The 19,011-nt window shown below is 73.8% G+C and carries 14 protein-coding genes; 9 read left to right on the top strand and 5 right to left on the bottom strand.

Annotation, left to right across the window (positions count from 1 at the left end; all coding sequences use genetic code 11):
* Positions 1 to 226: 226 nt before the first annotated feature.
* Both ACFYT9_RS06955 and ACFYT9_RS06960 read right to left on the bottom strand, forming a co-directional pair.
* Positions 227 to 3,667: a phosphocholine-specific phospholipase C gene (locus ACFYT9_RS06955; RefSeq protein WP_389161428.1), complete on the bottom strand. Its 3,441-nt coding sequence runs from the start codon at positions 3,665 to 3,667 to the stop codon at positions 227 to 229.
* Positions 3,668 to 3,924: 257 nt separating this feature from the next.
* Complete coding sequence (locus ACFYT9_RS06960) at positions 3,925 to 4,719, bottom strand: class I SAM-dependent methyltransferase (protein ID WP_389161429.1); 795 nt, start codon at positions 4,717 to 4,719, stop codon at positions 3,925 to 3,927.
* Positions 4,720 to 4,776: 57 nt separating this feature from the next.
* On the opposite strand from ACFYT9_RS06960, the gene ACFYT9_RS06965 reads away from it, so the two are divergent.
* Positions 4,777 to 5,436 (top strand): hypothetical protein, encoded by a 660-nt coding sequence (locus ACFYT9_RS06965; protein ID WP_389161431.1) that lies wholly within the window; start codon positions 4,777 to 4,779, stop codon positions 5,434 to 5,436.
* 199 nt (positions 5,437 to 5,635) lie between these two features.
* Complete coding sequence (locus tag ACFYT9_RS06970) at positions 5,636 to 6,487, top strand: hypothetical protein (protein ID WP_389161667.1); 852 nt, start codon at positions 5,636 to 5,638, stop codon at positions 6,485 to 6,487.
* A 28-nt stretch (positions 6,488 to 6,515) separates the two neighbouring features.
* On the opposite strand, the gene ACFYT9_RS06975 is transcribed toward ACFYT9_RS06970, so the two are convergent.
* Together ACFYT9_RS06975 and ACFYT9_RS06980 are read right to left on the bottom strand one after the other, a co-directional pair.
* Positions 6,516 to 7,061: an MOSC domain-containing protein gene (locus ACFYT9_RS06975; RefSeq protein WP_389161433.1), complete on the bottom strand. Its 546-nt coding sequence runs from the start codon at positions 7,059 to 7,061 to the stop codon at positions 6,516 to 6,518.
* A gap of 51 nt (positions 7,062 to 7,112) precedes the next feature.
* Positions 7,113 to 8,204 (bottom strand): fatty acid desaturase family protein, encoded by a 1,092-nt coding sequence (locus tag ACFYT9_RS06980; protein WP_389161435.1) that lies wholly within the window; start codon positions 8,202 to 8,204, stop codon positions 7,113 to 7,115.
* A gap of 289 nt (positions 8,205 to 8,493) precedes the next feature.
* Between ACFYT9_RS06980 and ACFYT9_RS06985 the strand changes: the two genes are divergently transcribed.
* The 7 genes from ACFYT9_RS06985 to ACFYT9_RS07015 all read left to right on the top strand — a co-directional run bounded on the left by ACFYT9_RS06985 (position 8,494) and on the right by ACFYT9_RS07015 (position 17,638).
* Complete coding sequence (locus ACFYT9_RS06985) at positions 8,494 to 11,532, top strand: DEAD/DEAH box helicase (protein WP_389161437.1); 3,039 nt, start codon at positions 8,494 to 8,496, stop codon at positions 11,530 to 11,532.
* The gene (locus tag ACFYT9_RS06990) at positions 11,529 to 12,884 is read left to right on the top strand and encodes an SWF or SNF family helicase (protein ID WP_389161438.1); all 1,356 of its coding nucleotides are present in this window, start codon (positions 11,529 to 11,531) and stop codon (positions 12,882 to 12,884) included. The genes ACFYT9_RS06985 and ACFYT9_RS06990 overlap by 4 nt, the downstream gene beginning before the upstream one ends.
* Before the next feature lie 404 nt (positions 12,885 to 13,288).
* Complete coding sequence (locus ACFYT9_RS06995) at positions 13,289 to 14,794, top strand: sensor histidine kinase (RefSeq protein WP_389161439.1); 1,506 nt, start codon at positions 13,289 to 13,291, stop codon at positions 14,792 to 14,794.
* Position 14,795: 1 nt separating this feature from the next.
* Positions 14,796 to 15,206, top strand: coding sequence for a roadblock/LC7 domain-containing protein (locus tag ACFYT9_RS07000; RefSeq protein ID WP_376599608.1), 411 nt, complete (start codon positions 14,796 to 14,798; stop codon positions 15,204 to 15,206).
* Entirely contained in the window at positions 15,203 to 15,577 is a 375-nt protein-coding gene (locus tag ACFYT9_RS07005; RefSeq protein WP_376599609.1) for a DUF742 domain-containing protein, read from the top strand. Before ACFYT9_RS07000 ends, ACFYT9_RS07005 begins: the two co-directional genes overlap by 4 nt.
* Positions 15,558 to 16,178 (top strand): ATP/GTP-binding protein, encoded by a 621-nt coding sequence (locus ACFYT9_RS07010; RefSeq protein WP_376599610.1) that lies wholly within the window; start codon positions 15,558 to 15,560, stop codon positions 16,176 to 16,178. Before ACFYT9_RS07005 ends, ACFYT9_RS07010 begins: the two co-directional genes overlap by 20 nt.
* Positions 16,175 to 17,638, top strand: a complete 1,464-nt coding sequence (locus ACFYT9_RS07015) for a cytochrome P450 (RefSeq protein ID WP_389161440.1) — start codon at positions 16,175 to 16,177, stop codon at positions 17,636 to 17,638. The genes ACFYT9_RS07010 and ACFYT9_RS07015 overlap by 4 nt, the downstream gene beginning before the upstream one ends.
* A 5-nt stretch (positions 17,639 to 17,643) precedes the next feature.
* Here ACFYT9_RS07015 and ACFYT9_RS07020 read toward each other — a convergent pair whose 3' ends face one another.
* Positions 17,644 to 18,783, bottom strand: a complete 1,140-nt coding sequence (locus ACFYT9_RS07020; RefSeq protein WP_376599614.1) for a hypothetical protein — start codon at positions 18,781 to 18,783, stop codon at positions 17,644 to 17,646.
* Positions 18,784 to 19,011 lie beyond the last annotated feature (228 nt).

Consider the following 19,011-nt stretch of genomic DNA (forward strand, 5'->3'; position numbering starts at 1 on the left):
CCCCGCGCTTCCCGCGCCCGGCCCCGGCACCCCTCGCCCGAGGAGGTCCGGGGCCGGCCTGTCGGCCCGGTCGGCTGACGGGCGCCGGACCCTCGCCCCCGCCCCGCCTCTGACGGCTGGGAGGGGGGAGTCCGGGCCGGCGCCCGGAGCCGGTCCAGGCGCCCGGAGCCGGTCAGGCGCCCGGAGCCGGTCAGGCGCCTGGAGCCGGTCAGCTGCCCGGAGTCGGTCAGGCGTCGGCTATGGGCGAGGCACTCAGCCTGATGTTGTCGACCGCCCAGAACCAGTTGTTGCCCGCGTGGTGGATCCGGAAGCCCACCTTCACCGAGCGCGCGTCGGCCGGTACGGGGAAGGACGAGGTGACGAGGCGGTTCTGCTGGTCGCGGCCCCCGTTGGTGTTCCCCGACGCCGCGCTGGAGTAGTGCAGCACCCGAGAGGTGGCGCCGGTGTCGAAGAGCACGGTCACCTCCGCCTCCTGCGGACTCTCCTGCCGGTAGTGGGAGTCGAAGCCCAGGTACAGCGTCGGGGTCCCCGACGGGATCGCGACGGCGGGCGTCGTCAGCGTCGAGTCGAAGGTGCCACGGCTGGACGGGCTGCCCTTGTCGTCCCAGTCGTCCGGGTCGGCGACGGCGACGATGCCCAGGGACCGGCCGAACGCCTGGCGCTCCTGGCCGGCGGGGAACCAGAACTGCCGGGACAGGAACGACCAGCCGTCGAGCTCCTCCGTGCCCTTCGGCATCCCGGCGGCGTTGGTGACCGTCCACCCCTCGGGCGCGGTCCGCGTCCAGCCCCGCAGCCCGGGACGGCTCAGATCGGTGGCGGGGGCCAGCCGGTCGGCGAGGGACTCGAAGTCCTCGGCGAGCAGGTAGCCGGTCATCACCGGGCCCACCCGGGTGGCCAGCGATCCGGTCTGCTCCACCGTCGTGCCGGCCGCGGTGCGCCCGCCGACGGTCGCCGTCAGCGTGGCGGGGGTGCGCGCCGCCGACGCGGGCGCGGTGACCTGCCAGACCACCTTCGCCGTGGCACGGGCGGGGATCGAGGCGGGAGTCCCGGCGGTCGGCTCGGCACGCCACCCGTCCGGTACCGCGAGCCGGGCCGACACCGCCGTGAGCGGAGCGCTCCCGGCGTTGGTGACGGTCGCCGTCACGGACAGCGGCTTCTCCGGGGACAGCGCGCAGCCGTCGGTGCCGGGAGAGCTCGCGGGCGCGGTCAGGGTGAAACTCACCGCGCGGGCGACCTCCGCCCGGACCCGGGCGTCCGCGACCCGGAGCAGCCCGTCGCCCTCCGCACGGGCGGCGACGACGAGCGAGGCGGTCGTGGCGTCCGCTGCGGGGACGACGGTGAATCGCAGGTCCGCCGTGCCTCCGCCGGGCAGGCTGCGCGGGACCGGCCCGGAGGACTTCACCGTCCAGCCGGCCGGTGCGAGCAGTGACACGGCCAGGTCCCGCAGCCGTCCCTTCTCTTCGTTGCGCACGCGCACCACCACCTCGGCAGGGCTGCCCTGCACGAAGGGGGCGGTCAGCGGAGGCAGCGGCTCGGGCAGGTCGATCGACGCGCTCAGCGCCGGCGCGGTCCCGATCGCCGGGTCCGTGGTGCCCCGTCCGCCGCCCGCGGGTCTGCCGGACATCCGGCGCAAGAAGCGCGGGTCGTCCTCGTCGAGCACCACGATGTCGTACCAGCCGTGCCGGGCGAGCGGCACGGACACGGTCCGCTTCCCGCCGGGCGCCAGCCGCACGCTCTGCACGCCGTCCTCGCCGCGTCGCTCATGGGTCGACTCGCCGACCAGGAGCGTCCGGGTGCGCTTCGAGGGGTTGGTGCACACCACGTCCACGTGGCCGGTGTGGGCGCGCTCCGCCACGTGCGCCTCGGCGCCGATGCCGGCGCCGCGCAGTTCCCACAGCGCCCAGCCGGGGCCGTGGACCTGGACGTCGTAGCCTCCGGGGCCGTACTGCAGGCTGCCGGCGGCGCTGTCCCGGCCGGCGACGGTCCAGGCGCGCGGGGCGGTCCCGTCCCCCGGGTACGCGGTGATCACGGCGGTCCGGCGCCCCTCGTTGCCGAGCGCCAGCCGCACCTCGGTGTCGGTGACGGCGGCGCGCAGCGCGAGCCGGTACGGGGAGGGCCGGGTGGGGCGGACGCCGGGCTCCTGGACGGGCAGCTCCTGCGCCGCGGGCGGCACCGGGTTCCAGCGGCCGACCGGTGCCGGGACCGCGCCGGGGCGCTCCACCTTTGGCTGCCGGTGGGCGCGGTCGAAATCGAAGACGGAGGTCAGGTCGCCGAAGACGCTGCGCCGCCAGGCGCTGATGTTCGGCTCCTGGACCCCGGTCCACTTCTCCAGGAACCTGATCACCGAGGTGTGGTCGAAGAGCTCGGAGTTCACGAAGCCGCCGACCGTCCAGGGGGACACGACGGTCATCGGGACACGCGGTCCGGGGCCGACGGGGCGGCCGCCCACCCAGTCGTCCCCGTCGCCGCTGTCCGGCCGGGGCGCGGTGGGGGCGGGGACGTGGTCGAAGTAGCCGTCGTTCTCGTCGAAGTTGATGAACAGCACGGTCTTCGACCACGTCTTCGGGTCCGAGGCGATGGCGTCCAGCAGGTCGTAGACGAGGCCGGCGCTGCCGACGGGCGTGGAGGAGCCGGGGTGCTCGGACAGCGCGGCCGTGGGCACCACCCAGCTGACCTTCGGGAGGGTCCCGGCCTTGATGTCGGCCTTGATCCGGGTGAGCAGGGTGCCCGGTTCGGAGCGGTGGGCACCGCGCAGGAACAGCCGGCGCTCGTCCTCGGGGAGGGCGTCGACCGCGGTGCGGAACCGGGCCAGGTCGGCCCGCCGCTCGCTGTCGCCCTTCGCCCACAGCTTGTCGTAGAACTCCTCGGTGGTGGCGTGGGGGAACCCGGCGGAGGTGAGGATCTTCCGGCCGATCCGCTTCCACGGCTTGAAGTACTCCACCGCGTTGTCGGTGAAGTTGTCCCACTCCTGGTAGATCTGCCAGGACACCCCGGCGGCCTCCAGCCGCTCCGGATAGGTGGTCCAGTCGTAGCCGGCGTGGCCGTAGGAGTAGGCGGCGTTGGTGACGGCCCGGCTCCCGCCGCCGGGCTCGAACCCGGTGGTGCCGGTCCACAGGTAGTTGCGGTTGGGGTTCGTGGAGCCGAAGACGGAGCAGTGGTAGGCGTCGCAGATGGTGAAGCGGTCGGCGAGTTCGTACTGGAGCGGGATGTCACGCCGGTCGTAGTGGGCCATGGTGCTCTGGCCCTTGGCCGCGACCCAGTCGTTCCACCAGCCGTTCGCGCGCGCCTGCACCCCGTCGGCGAAACCGTGCGGCAGCGAGCCGAGGTACTGGATGTCGCTCTCGGGCCGTCCGGCGTCGACGGCCGCCTGCCGCGCGGAGAACGGCAGGACGGCGGGCCCGCCGGAGCGGGGCTGCTCGAACACGCTCGTACCGTCGGGCAGTCGCAGCGCTCTGTTGTCACCGAAGCCGCGGACGCCTCTGAGAGCTCCGAAGTAGTTGTCGAAGGAACGGTTCTCCTGCATCAGCACGATGACGTGCTCGATGGCCCGGAGACCACCGCGCGGCATCGGGGCGGCCATGGCGGTCAGGAGGGAGGGAGGCAGGACGGAGAGCACGGAACCCGCAGCGAGGGTGCCGAGGACCTTACGGCGTGAGAAGTCGGACATGGCGGGGAGGCTAGGGCGTGGCACAGCGCCTCCGAAACCCGTCGCGCCAGGGGTTCGCCGACTGTTCACGCCCGCGACTCGTACGAAATCCGCAGGTCAAGGCCATGATCACGCTTCTTGGGGCGGCCGGGAGGGCCGGCGGGGTGGCGGTTCCGGCGGCTGGAGGGAGCTCCCGGACGGCTCGCTGAGCGGTTCCTCGTCCATCGGTGTGCCTGTGCGGTTCGTGCTCGGTCCGCCCGTGCCGCCCGGGGGGGGCGTCAGCTGTCCTGCTTGCGCGCCGTGAGCTGGAAGAGGCGAGCGGTGTGCATGTAGGGCGGTCGGTCGGTCGCGGCGAGTTCGAGGCGTTCGAGGTCGGCGTAGAACGCCGGTTCGTACTTGCGGGCGTCGTCGGTGATGTAGTCGCAGAAGCTGCGGATGCCGTAGTGCTGGACGTCCTGGCAGCCGAGGCCGTGGAGGAGGTGGATGATCTCCTCGGCCGCGTGCAGCGTCAGCGCCGCGTCGAACATCAGGGTTCGGCTCCGGTCGGTGTCGAGCGCGGCCAGCGCGGCGGCCGGGTCCGTCTCCCGGACGGCGAGGTTCAGGGCGGCGGAATGCCGGTTGATCGCCATCACCGACAGGAGGCCGCCGCGCTTCAACGGGGCGAGGGCCCGAGCAAGGGTGGCCGGCACGTCGTCCACGTACGGGAGGAGGTTGTGGCACAGCACCACGTCGAACCGGCCCGCGGCGAGGTCGGTGGGCAGGTCGGCCACGTCGGCCCGCACGCAGGCGATCAGGTCGGTCACGCCGGCCGCCGAAGCACGCTCGGTCGCGGCGGCGAGCATGGCGGGGGCGTGGTCGACGACGGTCACATGGTGTCCGCGGGCCGCGAGGCGTACGGCGTCGGCGCCGTCCCCGCCGGCGAGGTCGAGTACACGCAGCTGCCCGTCGCCCAGCCCGTCGAAATGGCGGACCAGATTGGCCTCGGCGATCGCATAGCGCAGACGGCCCCAGGGGGCTTCCTGCCATTCCCGCCACGCGGCCATTGCCGTGTCGGACTTCGAGGCGTCGGGCATCCGGCGACGATAGCCGAGCGGGGTCGTGTCGGACGCGCGAAGGGCATCGGCAGCCAGGTGTACGCCGGTTCGGGCACGCCCGCGCCGCTGCAGGCCGTGCCCGCCGCGTACGGCTTCGCCGAGAAGGGTCTGACCACGTACGCCGACTCGGTCAGGACCGACGGCACGGCGAGGATCGAGGAGGCGAAGAAGCTGCTCGCCGGCGTTCCGGCCGACGTGAAGGCGAAGGAGATCAGCCTCGTCGTCCCGCAGCAGGCGGAGACGCAGCAGCTGGGCGTGGGGATCAAGGACGCGGCGGACAGGATCGGCCTGAAGTTCAAGCTCGACGTCGTGCCCGCGACGGGCTACTCGAACTACCTCTACGACCCGGCGACGCGCGGCGACACCGACCTGCTGTACACCCAGTTCTGGCCGAACATCGCCAACCCGCTCGACTGGCTCGGCATCACCGCGGTGACCGGCGGCTCGTTCAACCAGTCCGGCTACGACGGCATCGACGCGCTCTACGCCGAGGCGGTGGCCACGAAGGACGAGAGCGCCCGCGCCGAGCTGGTCGTACAGATGGAGCGCAAACTGCACGACGAGATGAACCCCATGTTCTCCGGCCTCCAGCTGACGAACGACGTGTGGCTCGGCAACCGGATCACCGGCGCGCCGGCGTCCTTCGCCTTCGTCTACTACCCCTGGGCGGCGCACCTGGGAGGCACCGGCAAGTAGCCCTCACCGCACCTCGTCCGGCCCGTGCGCCGGAGACCCGTCCGCCGTGGCCGTCCCGAGAGGGGCGGCCACGGCGGACGGGCGCGGGCGCCGCGGGTCATGGAGTGACCCCGAAGCACACTCCTCTCGACGGCGAAGCTACTCACTGGTTAAGGTGCGCCGACGATCCGATGGGCGGCGAGCCGAGGAGGGTGCCGTGGTGGCGGAGGAACCGACGGCCGACGACGTACGGGCCGCGTCCCCGGCCGGTGCGCCGGCGGACGACGACGCGCTGTTCGTGCTGACCGCGTGCCTGCTGACGCCCGCGCGCTTCCCCTGTGTGCTCGGGGACGACTACCCGGCGGCCTGTGCGGCGCTCGGCCTCGAACCGTACGAGGAGGGGTACGGGCTCGTGTTCGGGCAGGACGGGCTCGGCGCCCGCTGGACGGTCGTCATCGACGACGTGTCGCTGGTCGCGGTCGCGATCGCCTCCTGGGACTGCGGCATGGCCTACGACCTCTCCCCCGACGAGGGGTCCGTCGTCGCCGGGCTCCCGGGCTGGCCGCTCGCCGTGGCCACCCAGGCCCCGGGCGTCCCCGACCCGCACGACCCCGAGCCGGAGGAGGGCGACCCCGCCCCGCTGGTCCCGCCCTCCGGGGACGTCTGGGGCCCCGCGCAGCGGCGGCTCGGCGCCGACGAGGTGGGGCTGCACTGGAACGAGTGGCGCGGCCGGGTCGAGTCGGACGCCGGGCCCGAGGCCGCTCCGGAGCCGTCCGGCGGGGCGGCGGAGGGCGGGCCGGATCCGTACGACGGCGTGCGGCGTGTCCTGGACGAGCTGCGCGGCTATCTGGAGGAGCCGCCGCCGGTGGGCAGGGTGCGGTCCGGATTCGCCGGCGAGGGGGCACGGACCCTGCGCGCCGACGGTCCCGGCTGGTCGCTGGTGGCCCGTACCGACGACATGGCCTTCGTCCTCCTCGACGACTGGCCGCGCAGGGTGCTGCCGGTGGCCCGGGGCGAGCGGCTGCCCGCCCTGCTCGAAGGGCTCGACGCGCTGGCCGTGCGCCCTTCCTGAGGGGCCCCGGCCGGCCCGGGCGCCGGGCTCAGACGCGCTCCAGCGGACGGTGGGGCCCGGCCGGCAGTTCGACCCGGATCGGGTCCCCGGGGCGCACCTCGCCGCCGGTCCGCACGATGCCCATGATCCCGGCCTTGCGGACGAGTTCGCCCTCGGGGCCGCGGCCGACGACCTGCTTGAGCAGTCCGTGGCTGAAGCCGTCGATCTGGGCGCAGGGGTTGCGCAGGCCGGTGATCTCGACGACGGCCTCCTGGCCGAGGTGGAGGAGGGCGCCGGTGGGCAGGGCGAGCAGGTCGACGCCGCGGGTGGTGACGTTCTCCCCCAGGTCGCCCGGGGCGACCTCGAAGCCGGCCTCGGCGACCTCGTCGAAGAGCTCGCCGTGGATGAGGTGGACCTGACGGAGGTTCGGCTGGGTGGGGTCCTGGGCGACGCGGGAGCGGTGCTTGACGGTGACGCCGGCGTGCACGTCGCCCTCCACGCCGAGTCCGGTGAGGAGCGTGATGGAGGCCCGGTTGGGCTTGGTGAAGGAGTAGACGCCGTTGCTGCTCACGGTGGTGACGGTGCCGTCGCTCATGCGGGAGACCCCCTGGTGCTCACTCAGTGGTGATCGGATGCGCGTTCGACCCTACTCCGGGCGGCCGGCGTGCTCCTCGCGGAGCCCGGCGCCCACCTCGTGGAGGTGGCCGAGCGCCTGCCGGTAGGAGTCGGTGAAGCCGGTCTCGGTGTACGGGATGCCCAGGGCCCGGCAGTGGGCGCGGACGGCGGGCTGGGCGAGGCGCAGGTGGGGGCGGGGCATGGACGGGAAGAGGTGGTGCTCGACCTGGTAGTTGAGGCCGCCGAGGAACCAGTCGGTGAGGGCGCCGCCCCGGATGTTGCGGGAGGTGAGGACCTGGCGGCGCAGATGGCCCCAGCTGTCGCCGTCCGGGTGCTGGTCGGGCCGCTCCATGCCCTTGTGGTTGGGGGCGAAGGCCATGCCGAGGTGGAGGCCGAGCAGCATCTGGTGGACGAGGGCGAAGGCGAGGGCCTGGGCGGGGGTGAGGGCGATGAGGAGCAGCGCCGCGTACCCGGTGAAGTGGAGCAGGAGCAGGGCGCCCTCGGTCAGGCGCTCGCTCCGGGTGCGGTAGGGGCCGTCCTTCGCGAGCACGGCCCGCACGCCGTAGAGCTTGAGCGCGAGGGCCTCCAGGGTGGTCAGCGGGAAGAAGAGCAGGGCCTGGTGGCGGGTGAGGAAGGCGCGCGGCCCGGTGCGGCCCGCGGTCTGGTGCTCGGCGAAGACGAGGATGTCGGCGGCGACGTCCGGGTCCTTGTCGAGGTGGTTGGGGTGGGCGTGGTGGCGGTTGTGCTTGTCGTTCCACCATTCGCGGCTCATGCCGAGGAGGAGGTTGGCGTGGAGGAGCTGGATCGCGCGGCCGGCCCTGCGGTCGGCGGTGATCTGGGCGTGTCCGGCGTCGTGGGCGAGGAAGGCGGCGCGGGCGGAGAGGACGGCCAGGGGGACCGCGAGGAGGACGGACCACCAGCTCGGGCCGGCGAGGAGCAGCACGGCGGCGACGGCGGCGAGGCCCAGGAGGGTGAGCCCGATGTCCCGGGCGTACCAGCCGGGCCGGTGGTCGAGGAGGCCCTGCTCCTTCACCATGCGCAGGAGCGGCGCGAACTCGCTGCCGGTGCGCCGCGTCCGGGCGGCGACCGCCGGGGCGGGAGCGGTGGCGGTGGCCTGGGGCATGGGAGGGCTCCGGCTTCTGTGAGGAGGGGGCGGCTGCCGTCCGCGCCGAGTCGGCGGCGGCGGTCCTCACCGTACGAACCGGTGACGGTCCGGAACCATGGCGTCACCACCCGGCCCGCTGCGGGGGCGGGCGGGTGCCGGGGGGTGGGGTGTTCCCCACCCCCCGGAATCACCGCGGCCCGGAAGGGTGCCCATGTGTCGGGCGTCACGCCCGGATGTGCGCGTTCCGCGCGGCGGTTGGGGTAGGGTCGGCCACTCCTTCCGCAGGTAGTCAAATTTGAGGAATGCGTTGACGTCGTCGCCCGGATCCTCTCGCCCCACCCCCGAACCCTCCGCCGTCCTTCCCTCCGGTGCGCTTCCCGCACCCTCGGCCGAAGCTCCCGTCCTCTCCGGTGACGCTTCCCCCGCCGCCGTCTTCCTCCCCGACGATCCGCCGCGTGCGGGGCGGATCGTCCTCTGGTCGCCCGAGGACGAGCCCCTGCCCGACCCGGGTCCGGCCGGCGCGGTGCCGGACGAGCTGACGGTCGTGGACGGGACCGACCTCCTGACCGCGTCCGTCCCCGCGCTCTCCCTGTCCGTACGGGACGCCCTGCCGTTCCTGGTGGGCGCCCGTCTCTCCGGCGACGCCGACCCGGCCGCCTCGTTCTGGGGCGGCGCGGCCCTCCTGGCGCTGGACTTCACGGCGCGCGGACTGCTCCTGCCCGGTGTGACGGCCGGCGGCCACGACTCCTGGCGGGCCGGGCCCCTGGGCCCCGGGGAGCTGGACCGGCTGCGGACGCTGGCCGCCTCGATGCCGCCCACCGCGCACGCCGTCCCGCTGGATTCCGGTCCGGACGCGGACCCGGACGGCGATCCGCTGCTCCCGGAGCCGGAGACGCTGCTGCGCGCCTTCCTCGACGCCGTCGCCGACGTCCTCCCCCGCACCCCGGCCGCTCCGATCGCGGCGGGCGGTCCCGCGTTCGCCGCCGAGGAGCCGCAGGCCGTGTCCGAACAGCGTGCGTGGGCCGCCGATCTGGCGGCCGGTCACGACGCCGGCGTACGGCTCTCGCTCCGCCTCGAACTGACCGGCGCCGCCGCCCCGGAAGCCGCCCCGGACTTCCGGGCCGTGCTCCAGCTGCACTCCGCCGCCGACCCGACGGTGGTCGTGGACGCGGCCGACGCCTGGGCGGGCGCCGGGCCGGCCGCGGCGGCGCTCGGGCCGCGCGCCCGGATGGACGCGCTGCTGGCGCTGCGGCGGGCCGCGCGCGCCTGGCCGCCGCTCGCCCCGCTGCTGTCCGCGGCCGTGCCGGACACGATGGAACTGGCCGACGAGGAGGTCGTGGAGCTGCTGGGCCCGGCGTCCCGCGCGCTGGCCGCGACCGGGATGCAGGTGCACTGGCCGCGCGAGCTGACGGACCGGCTGACGGCCCGCGCGGTGGTCGGCACGGTGGATCCTGCGGCGCCGGGACCGTCGGGTGACGGCGCGTCCGACGGCGACCCGTCCGACGGCGGCGCCTTCGGTGGCGCCCGCTCCGCGGCCGACGACGACGGCGCGGGCGGCGGGGGCGGTCTGCCCTCGTTCCTCTCCGCGGACGCCCTGCTCGCCTTCAACTGGCGCTTCTCCGTGGGCGACCAGGAGCTGACACGGGCCGACCTCGACCGCCTCGCCGAGGCCGGGCGGCCGCTCGTCCGGCTGCGCGACCGGTGGGTCGTGGTCGACCCCGCGGAGGTGCTGCGCGCCCGGGAGCGGCAGGACCGCAAGGTGACGCCGGTCGACGCGCTCGCCGCCGTCCTCACCGGCACGACGGAGGTCGACGGGCGTCAGGTCGAGGTGGTCGCCACCGGCGCCCTGGAGCGGCTGCGCGAGCGGCTGGCCGACCCGGAGGGCGGCGTCCACGAGGTCCCTCAGCCGGCCGCGCTCGCCGCCACCCTGCGCGACTACCAGCTGCGCGGGCTGAACTGGCTGCACCGGATGACCTCGCTCGGCCTCGGCGGCTGCCTCGCCGACGACATGGGCCTGGGCAAGACCATCACCGTCATCGCGCTCCATCTGCACCGGCAGACCGAACCGGCCACCGCGGGTCCCACCCTCGTGGTCTGCCCGACCTCGCTGATGGGCAACTGGCAACGCGAGTTCGAGCGGTTCGCGCCCGGCACGCGCGTGCGCCGCTTCCACGGCACCACGCGTGACCTCGACGGGCTCGGGGCCGGGGACGTCGTCCTCACCACGTACGGCACCATGCGGCTCGACGCGGAACGGCTCGCCGACCGGCCCTGGGGGCTGCTGGTGGCGGACGAGGCCCAGCACGTCAAGAACCCCTACTCCGCGACCGCCCGCCGGCTGCGGACGGTCGGCGCACGCGCGCGCGTGGCGCTCTCCGGCACGCCCGTGGAGAACAACCTCTCCGAGCTGTGGGCGATCCTCGACTGGACGACACCGGGACTGCTCGGCGGGCTCGGGGCGTTCCGGCGCCGGTACGCCGCCGCCGTCGAGGGCGGCACCGACCCGGCCGCGGCGGAGCGGCTCGGCGCGCTCGTCCGGCCCTTCCTGCTGCGCCGCCGCAAGGCCGACCCCGGGATCGCACCGGAGTTGCCGCCGAAGACCGAGACCGACCGGGCCGTCTCCCTGACACCGGAACAGGCCGGCCTCTACGAGGCGGTGGTGCGCGAGAACCTGCTGGCCATCGCGGAGGCCGAGGGGATGGCGCGGCGCGGTCTGGTGGTCAAGCTGCTGACCTCGCTGAAGCAGGTCTGCAACCACCCGGCGCAGTACCTGAAGGAGAAGGAGCCCCGGATCGCGGGCCGCTCGGGGAAGCTGGAGCTCCTCGACGAGCTCCTCGACACGATCCTGGCCGAGGGGGCGAGCACCCTCGTCTTCACCCAGTACGTGGCGATGGCCAGGCTGCTGGAGGCGCATCTGGCGGAGCGCGGGGTGCGGACGCAGTTCCTGCACGGCGGCACCCCGGTCGCCGAGCGGGAGGCGATGGTCGCCCGCTTCCAGGACGGCGAGGTGCCGGTCTTCCTGCTGTCGCTGAAGGCGGCGGGGACGGGGCTCAACCTGACGCGGGCCGAGCACGTGGTGCACTACGACCGCTGGTGGAACCCGGCCGTGGAGGCCCAGGCCACCGACCGGGCGTACCGGATCGGGCAGACGCGGCCGGTGCAGGTGCACCGGATCGTCGCCGAGGGGACCGTCGAGGACCGGATCGCCGCCATGCTCGCCCGCAAACGCGAGCTGGCCGACGCGGTGCTCGGCACATCGGGCGACACGCCCGCGGAGCTGACCGAACTGACCGACGCGGAGCTGGCGGAGCTGGTCTCCCTGCGCGGGGACGGGGACGGACGATGAGCGAGTACGGGACGGGCCACGAGGCCGCGGAGCTGACCTTCACGGCGCCGCCGCCGGCCCGGGGCGGGGCGTTCACCCGCACGTGGTGGGGCCAGGCGTGGCTGAAGGCGCTGGAGGACACCGCGCTCGACGGCCAGCAGGTGAAGGCGGGCCGCCGCCACGCGCGCGCGGGCGCGGTCGGCGCGGTGACGGTGCGGCCCGGACGGATCACCGCCGTGGTGCAGGACCGGGACGGCACCGGGTACCGCAGCGACGTGCTGGTGCGCACCCTGACGGACGAGGAGTGGGACCGGCTGCTCGACCTCGCCGTGGACAGCGCCGGGCACATCGCCGCGCTGCTCGACCGCGAGATGCCGCCGCATCTGGTGGAGGACGCGGCGGCGGTGGGCGTCGACCTGCTGCCGGGCATCGGCGACCTGGACCCGGAGTGCGGCTGCGAGGCGTGGGACCACTGCCCGCACACGGCGGCGCTCTGCCATCAGATGGCGCGGATCCTCGACGAGGACCCGTTCGCGCTGCTCCTCATGCGGGGGCGGGGACAGCGGGCGGTCGTGGACGCGCTCCAGGCCCGCAGCGCCGCCCGCGCGGGCGGCGGGGCACCGTCCGGCGCGGCGAAGGACGCCGGGGCGCGGGAGGGTGCCGGGGCCGAGCGGGCCGGGGTGTCGGCGGCGGAGGCGTACGCGCTGCGGGACATCCTGCCGCCGCTGCCCACGGTGCCGGTGCCCGCGGCGGCTCCCGGGGAACCGCCGTCGCTGGACACGGAGACGGACCCGGAGCCGGGTGTGGAGCCGGACGCCCTGGAGTTCCTGGCGGCGGACACGGCGGGCCGGGCGCACCGGCTCCTCACCGAACTCCTCTCCGGCCGACCGGTCCCGCCGGGCCTCCCGGCGGCGGAGCTGACGGTCTCCGAGGACGCGGTACGGCTCGCGGCCGGGCGGCCGCCGTCGTGGGTGGCGGCGCGCCTCGCCTCCAGGACCGGGCGGTCGCGGGCGGGTCTGGACGCCGCCACGCGCGCGTGGCGGTGGGGCGGGGCCGCGGCCCTCGCCGTACTGGAGGAGTCCTGGACCCCCGGTGAGGAGGCGCTGGCCCGGGCGGCGGCGCGGCTCGCCGACGCCTGGGAGGACGGGGAGCGTCCGGAGCTGGTCCGGTCCGGGGCGCACTGGACCCTGACGGGTGGTCAGGCGCAGCTGCGGCTCGGCGAGGACGGGCGGTGGTGGCCCTACCGCCGGGAGGCGGGCGGCTGGTCCCCGGCGGGACCGGCGGACCGGGATCCCGCGGCGGCGCTGACGACCGCGGAGGGCGCGCCCGAGGAGGAGAGCGCCGACTCGCGCACCTTTCGAAATGACCGGTAAAAAGTACGCAGCCTGATCACTTGCTGTCATTTTCGATACTCATTCCTGCCCCCTTATGGGGGCAGTTTGATTGATAGAACCCTTCCTTCCATCGAGGTCACACGCCAATCCCGAACTGACTATGCTCCGCAGATGTGTTGCGCCACGCTCACAGCGAGTCATGAACGCTGGGAGCGGGCGCGTCGACGGAGCACGGCCACAGGGAGAGAAGGCCATCGACGCGTGCGCGAAAGGGACCCGAAAGTGGTCCCATTCGAGCACGTGTGCGTGATCGATCGATTGTCCGCACTTTCCCGCCGGTTCGTCGCGCCACTTCAGTCCTCTCCTATTCCAGACGTTGAGGGAAACCGTTGATGGTTCGCGCAGGTTCAACTTCCAGAGCAAGGCCCGGTGCGCCGGCTCCGGTGTGGCTCGTCCCGCCGGGGGTCCTGGCCGCCCTCTTCGCCATAGGGCTGCTCTTCGCGCCTGCGCAGATACGGACACCGGTGGCCTGGTACGGCTTCGCGGCGGTCTCCCTCACGGTCGGCAGCACCATCCTGACCGTGCGCCTCGCGCGGGCGGCGGGCGAGGCCCGGAACCTGCGCGTGGTGCGGGCGGCTCAGCAGGCCCACGCGGAGCGCGAGGCCGCGCTGCTCGGGCGCCTCGCCGACCAGACCACGACCACCATCTGGATGGCCGAGCAGCTCCTCCCGGCGGCCGTCGCCCGGCTCCAGAAGGGCGACACCACCGCGGAGATCGTGCACTCCATCCGTCTGGGCGACCACCTCGACGACGAGTTCACCGCCGCGCTCAAGAGGGCCCTCCAGACACTCCTGGAGGCCGTCGAGGCCGAGGAGAACACGCGGGACTCCTCCCAGCGGACCCTCGTCGCCGTCGCGCGCCGCGTCCAGGCGATCGTGCACCAGCTCGCCAAGGACCTCCGGGAGATGCAGATCGTCCACGGCACGGACCTCGTGCTCGCCCGCGGTCTCCAGGACGTCGACCACCGCAACGCCCTCATCGGCCGCCTCGCGGCCAGCATCGCCGTCCTCGGCGACGCGCGCCCGGGACGCCAGTGGTCGAAGCCCATCCCGCTCTACGACGTGCTGCGCGGCGCCATGTCCCGCATCGTGGCCTACCCGCGGGTCAAGCTCCAGTCGGTGACCGAGGCGGCGATCACCGGCCCCGGCGCCGAGCCGCTGATCCACCTCCTCGCCGAACTCCTCGACAACGCCACGTCGTTCTCGCCGCCGCACACCCCCGTGGAGGTGAGCGCCTTCGAGGTGCCCTCGGGCATCGCGATCGAGATCGAGGACCGCGGCGTCGGCCTCACCGAAGAGGTCCGCAGCCGGATCAACCGCGTGATGACGGACTCGGCCTCGGGTCTGTTCCTCGCGGGTCTGGGCGAGGTCACGCAGCTCGGCCTGCCGGTCGTGAGCCGGCTGGCCCGTGAACATGGCTGCGACGTCGACCTGCGTCCCTCCGCCTACGGAGGCGTACGGGCCGTGATCCTCGTACCCCGGCGCCTGATCACCACGGTGGAGAGGCCCGTCGTGAGAACCCCTGAACCCGCCCGGAAGCGCGCGGGCGGGCCGATCCGCCCGCTGCCGTCGCGGACCGGCCCGACCGTGCCGCCGCCGGCCCCCGCGCCGGTGCCCGTACCGCCGCCGCCCGCGCCCGACCCCCTCCTCGCGGCCTTCGACGACGACGCGGCCCCCTTCATCGACGGGACGACCCTGAACGGCCTCCCGCGCCGCCGCCGCGACTCCCCCGTCCCGACGCCGGTCCTCCGCACCGGCCCCGACCCCGCCCCGGCCCCCCGCAGGTCCACGCGCGAACCCGGCCTGATGTGGGAGGCGTTCAACGCCGACAAGCACGCGGGCCCCGCATCCCCCACTCCGCACAGCCAGCCGTCTGATGAGGTCGAATAACATGCAGCCACTGCCCAACATCGACTGGATGCTCACCGAGCTCGTGGGCGGCGTTCCGCACGTGCGGCACGTGGTCGTCCTCTCCGCGGACGGCCTCTGCATCGGCCAGGCCAACACCGCGCCCGACACCGCCGACGCGATCGCCGCAGCCTGTTCCGGCATCCAGAGCCTGGCCCGCGCCATCGCCCAGATGTTCCCGCACGGGAACGGCACCACCCACATGGTCGGCATCGAGGCCGACGGCGGCTACTTCTCCCTGATGGCGGCCGGCCCCGGCGCCTACCTCGCCGTCCTCGCCGACGAGGAGGTCGACGCCGGACTCCTCGGGGCCCGCATGCGGGCGCTCGTGGTCAGGATCGGCCGGCACATGACCAGTCCGCCCCGTGAAGACATCGTCCGGCAGGCGATGTGACCTCGGACAACCCCCATCCCCCGGACCGGCACCGCCCCTGGGAAGAGGGAAACCCCGTTCCGCTCTACGTCATCACCGGCGGCGAGGGCTCCTCTGCCAAGACCTTCGACCTCGTCACGCTGATCGCGACGAGGTCCGCGTCGGAACCCTCGATGCAGCCCGAACAGGCGGCCATCCTCTCCATGTGCGAGTACCCGCTGTCGGTGGCCGAGGTGTCGGCCTACCTCAGCCTCCCCTTCAGCGTCGTGACCGTGCTGCTGTCCCAGCTCGTCGACGACGAACGCGTGGAGGCGATTGCACCCGTGCCCGTCGCGGCCTTCCCCGACCGCGGCCTTCTGGAGGCGGTGATCCATGGACTACGGAGACTCTGACACGCTCAGGGCAGGACCGCGCGACACCGACCTGCTGCTGCCGCACGGCGCCAGGGGCGTCAAGGTCGTCGTCGTCGGCGGCTTCGGAGTCGGCAAGACCACGCTGGTCGGAGCGGTCAGCGAGATGCCCCCGCTGACCACCGAGGAGCGCATGACACAGGCCGGCGTCGGGATCGACCACAATCCCGGGGCGTCGGGCAAGACGACCACGACCGTCGCGATGGACTTCGGCCGGATCAGCATCAACGAGGAGCTGATCCTCTACCTGTTCGGGACCCCGGGCCAGGAGCGCTTCTGGTTCCTGTGGAACGGGATCTTCGAGGGCGCGCTCGGCGCGGTCGTCCTCGTCGACACCCGCAGGATCGAGGTCTGCTTCGAGATCATCACGCGCCTGGAGGACCGCCGCGTCCCCTTCGTGGTGGCCGTCAACACCTTCCCCGAGGCGCCCCAGTACCAGCTGTCAGAACTGCGCACGGCCCTGGCCCTCAGCGAGTCCGTCCCCCTCGTCGCCTGCGACGCCCGCGACCGGGCGTCCTGCCGGGACGCCCTGCTCTCGCTGATGGTCTACCTGTGCTCCCTCGCCGCCCAGGAGACCGTATGACCCTCCCCGCCCACGAGCACGCACCGAGCGAGAGCGGGCTCGTCCCCCCGCCCGGCTGCCCGGCCCACGCGGCCACCGGACCGGGCGGCGCGGCCCGCCTCTACGGCCCCGCCGCCGAGACCGACCCGATGGGCCTGTACGAGGAGCTGCGCGCCGCCCACGGCCCGGTGGCGCCCGTCCTGCTCGACGGCGACGTCCGCGCCTGGCTGGTCCTCGGCTACAACGAGAACCGGGACGTCGCCACCCGCTCCACCCAGTTCTCCCGCGACCCGCGGGTCTGGCACGGCTGGAGCACCGGCGAGATCGACCCCGCCACCTCGCCGCTGATGCCGATGATCGGCTGGCGCCCCGACTGCGTCTGCGCGGACGGCGAGGAGCACCAGCGGCTGCGCAGCGCCGTGACCGCCTCCCTCGACCAGTTCGACCACCGGGGGATCCGGCGCCGCATCAACCGCTTCGCCCACGAGCTGATCGACACCTTCTGCGAGGCCGGCGAGGCCGAGCTGGTCGACCGGTTCACCGAGCACCTGCCGATGCTCACCCTCATCCATCTGCTCGGCATGTCCGACGAGGCGGCGCCTCAGCTCGTCCAGGCGGCCCGGGACCTGTTCAAGGCGACCGAGACCTCGCTCGCGAGCAACGCGTTCGTGGTCGAGAGCCTGGAACGGCTCGTCCTGGAGAAGCACGACAACCCCGGCCAGGACATCGCCTCGGCGCTGCTGGCCCACCCGGCCGGCCTCACCGACGAGGAGGTCGTGCACCACCTGCGGCTCGTCCTGCTGGCCGGCTACGAGACCACCGCCAACCTGATGTCGAACGTGCTGCGGATGGTGGTGACCGATCCGCGGTTCCGCGGTTCGCTGGCCGGCGGCCAGATGACGCTGCCCGAGGCCGTCGAGCAGGTCCTGTGGGACGAGCCGCCGCTGATGGTGTGTCCGTCCCGGTACGCCAACGGGGACACCACCCTCGGCGGGCAGCGGATCGGCGCGGGCGACATGCTGCTGCTGGGCCTGGCGGCCGGGAACATGGACGAGGCGGTGCGTCCTGACCCGTCGGCGCCGGTCCACCACAACCGCGCGCACCTGTCGTTCAGCGCCGGCAGCCACGAGTGCCCCGGCCAGGACGTCGGCCGCATCATCGCCGACGTCGGCATCGACATCCTGCTCACCCGGCTGCCCGACATCGTGCTGTCCGTCCCCGAGGAGAGCCTGAGCTGGCGCTCCTCCACCTGGGCACGCCATCTGACGGCGCTGCCGGTCTCGTTCGCCCCCCGGGTTCCGCGGGGCGAGCAGTCCGAGGCGCCGCTGCCGGCGGCTCCGGCCTCTCAGCTGCCCGGGATCCCCGCGCCGGCCGCCGCCCCGGACGCGGTACCGGAGGCCGTACCCGGGCCTTCGGACGTACGGCCCGGGGCGCGGCCGTCACGGTGGGACCGGCTGCTGCGCCTGCTGCGGCTGCGGTAGACCGCTCATGGTTCGGCGTCACAGCCGAGCCCGACGGCGGACGGGGGTGTCGGCGCGTGCCTGCCGGCCCCCCTTCCGTACCACTCCTCCGCGGTGGCGGAGGTGGGGAGGCGCTGCTCCGGGAAGGCCGTTTCGGTGGGGACGTACCGGGGGGCGCCCGTGTACCAGGCGTGCAGGCCGGAGAGGAAGCTGCACGCGCCGCCCAGCCAGGTGTCCAGCTCGGCCTGCTCCTCGGGGCTCAGCCCCGCGCGGCGGGCGAGCAGCGGCATGTCCTCCTCGCGGAGCTGCTCGAAGTCGCGCATACGGGAGTTGACGAGGTGGACGGAGGCCGGCACGGCCTCGCGCAGGGGGATGCCGAGGGAGGTGCCGAGGACCACGACGAGGTTGTTGACGTCGTGCTCCTCGTGGACCTCCCGCTCGTAGGAGGCGATGTCGTTCGCCAGGCCCATGACGTCCATGAACGCGGCGGTGAGGCCGCGGACGGTCCGGCTGTGCCGGATCCGCTCGGGTATTCGGGCGCCGGTGGCCAGCTCGACGGAGTAGGGGGCGGTGTGGGCGGCGAAGCTCTCCCGCCGGAAGGGCGCGTAGTCGATGAGGTGGGGGACGCGGCCGGTGCGGCTGTTGGCCAGCTCCTCGACGCCGGCGTCGATGTAGCGGGCCAGCGCCCGGCAGAACTCCTGGCGCCAGTGGGCCAGTCGGGGCGGGAAGAGGTGCTGCTGGAGGTCGGCGATGCCGCGCTCGACGGCGTTGACGGGCTCGGGCAGGCGGGCGCCCTCCTCGGGGCGCAGGAAGGCGTGGAGCCTGGCGGTGAAGTCGTGGGCGCCCTGGAGGTCGCTCGTCCGCTTGAAGGCGTGGGCGAAGTAGTCGTCCCAGGCGAGGGCCCAGATGTTGAAGCGGTGGTTGAGCCGGAGGGCGGCGGGGGTGGCGTCGGGCAGCGTCCAGGCGGTGAGCAGGTCCACCGTCATGGCGCGGAACTGGGTCGGGGTCCAGATCGGACGGGGGTCGGGCCGTCCGTCGCCGGCGTCCAGCATGCCCATGTCGCGAGCCCAGGTCTCGCTCTCCGCTCGTAGACCCGGCAGGTGCGGATTGACCTTGAGTGGATGAGGCATCCACAGCTCGGGGATTTCGACGGCATGCAGGGGCATGGTCGCTCCACCTCCTTCAGTCCTCGGAATCCGTCGTATGTTGCCGCTGTCACTGACGGCCGACAATTCCCGCCACGCGACGCTGCAAACCTGCCCGCCCTCCCGGGCCCACAACCCCCGGACCGGACGAGTCCGGATCCCGGGAACCCTGGCGTCTTGCTGGGCAGTTGTGCGCTTCTGAAGCGCCGGGCCCGCCGTTCGGGGCCACCGGGCGGTCCGGACGACCAT

Origin of the sequence: Streptomyces sp. NPDC004435 (assembly GCF_042873895.1) — a bacterium.
Classification (GTDB): domain Bacteria; phylum Actinomycetota; class Actinomycetes; order Streptomycetales; family Streptomycetaceae; genus Streptomyces.